This is a genomic window from uncultured Rothia sp., from assembly GCF_937976295.1.
In the GTDB taxonomy this organism is placed as follows: domain Bacteria; phylum Actinomycetota; class Actinomycetes; order Actinomycetales; family Micrococcaceae; genus Rothia.
This window is the reverse complement of the sequence record NZ_CALJRY010000125.1, coordinates 1-1447: the sequence shown is the minus strand read 5'-3', so window position 1 is coordinate 1447 and position 1447 is coordinate 1. Positions and strand designations below refer to the sequence as shown.

Annotated in this window: 1 protein-coding gene and 1 pseudogene; both read left to right on the top strand. The window is 66.4% G+C overall.

Annotated features, from left to right (window positions below):
- On the top strand, positions 1 to 940 hold a 940-nt coding region (locus tag Q0216_RS03170; RefSeq protein WP_298592863.1), incomplete at its 5' end, for a glycosyltransferase family 87 protein.
- Positions 937 to 1447: pseudogene (locus Q0216_RS03165) on the top strand (hypothetical protein); the annotation flags it as partial. The gene Q0216_RS03170 and the pseudogene Q0216_RS03165, both read left to right, overlap by 4 nt.

Genomic DNA, 1447 nt, shown 5'->3' with positions numbered 1-1447 from the left:
TCCCTGGCAGCGCACCATCGACCTGATTCAGATCAACCCGTTCATTACCGCGCTGATTCTGGCCGATTTTGTGCGTCCGGCGACCCGCGTGCCGCGCGGCGTGCTGATCGGCATTGCCGGCGGCGTGAAGCTCACTCCGCTCGTGTTCGGCCTCATCCTGCTGGTGCGCCGCGATTGGAAGGGTATCGCAACCCTGGGTGCGACCTTCTTCGCCACGATTGCGCTGGGCTTCATTCTGATGCCCAAGGAGGCACCGGAATTTTGGTTCTCGGCGCTGACGAATCCTTCGCGCGTGGGCGGCCTGAACTATGTGGATAACATTTCGATTCAGGGTTGGCTGTTGCACTTCGGCCTGTCCGAGGGTGCCGCGAAGCCCGTCTACTACGCTCTGGCGCTCGTGAGCATCGTGCTCACCGCCGGCCTGCTGTACCAGCTGGAACGCCGCGGTGCGGCCCTGGCACAGGTGGCGGTGACCGCCTCGCTCATGGTGGCGCTGTCGCCGATTAGCTGGTCGCACCACAACGTGCTACTGCCCCTGCTGGCGGCCGTGCTGGTGCTGGATGCGTTCCCCACCTACTTCGCCCCGCAGCCGGCCTGGTTGCGCGTGGCTGCCGCGTGCTTCGCTTGGGTTGCCGTGCTGGGCCTGTACATTTCCCCGATGCGCATCGCCTCGTGGATGCACGGCTCCATGGACGACATGGAGCACCTGGCCGCCGGTGCGCTGGCGGTGTCGGCGATTCCGGCGTTCTGCCTGTGGGTGACGATGATGCTCTGGTCTGTTGCCGCCCTGAGCGCGCCGGTGCGTGGCGCGAAGGTTGAGCCCGTGCAGTACGGTTCCGTGCGTAGCGATGCGCCCCTGGGCTGGTGGGGTGCCCGCGCCCTGGTTACCGGGCGCGCCGAGTCTGTGCGTGCCGCTTCTTCTCGTGAGGCAACCGCGTGAGCCACGCGAAAAACACTGAGAAGAACGCCGAAGATACCGAAAAGAATACCGGGGCGGTAGCGCCCGCTATCCCGTGGGCCTCGGCCCCCGCAGCTTCCACCGAGGCTGCCGCGGCTACCGGGTCCGTGCCGGCCGCTGAGCCCGCTGAGTCCACCCGGGCCGCTTCTCAAGATACGGAGCTCGCCGCGGTGGAGAAATCGAATGACCGCTCCGAGGTAGCTGACCGCTCTGAAGCGTCCGAGCGCGTTCTCAGCCTGCGCGAACGCTTCTTCCGCGGCGGCGATATTTGGGCGCACCTGGTGTTCATCCTGGTTGCCCTCTACGCCCTCAACTACGTCACCCACGCAGCCGCCGACGATATCTACGTCTACCGCCTGGGCGCGGTCTCCCTGGCCGACGGCCCCGACGGACTGCAGCTCTACAGCTTCCGCACGCGCGGCCTGCCGTTCACGTACCCGCCGTTTGCGGCGCTGCTCTTCTACCCGCTCGCGTTCCTCACCGAACCGC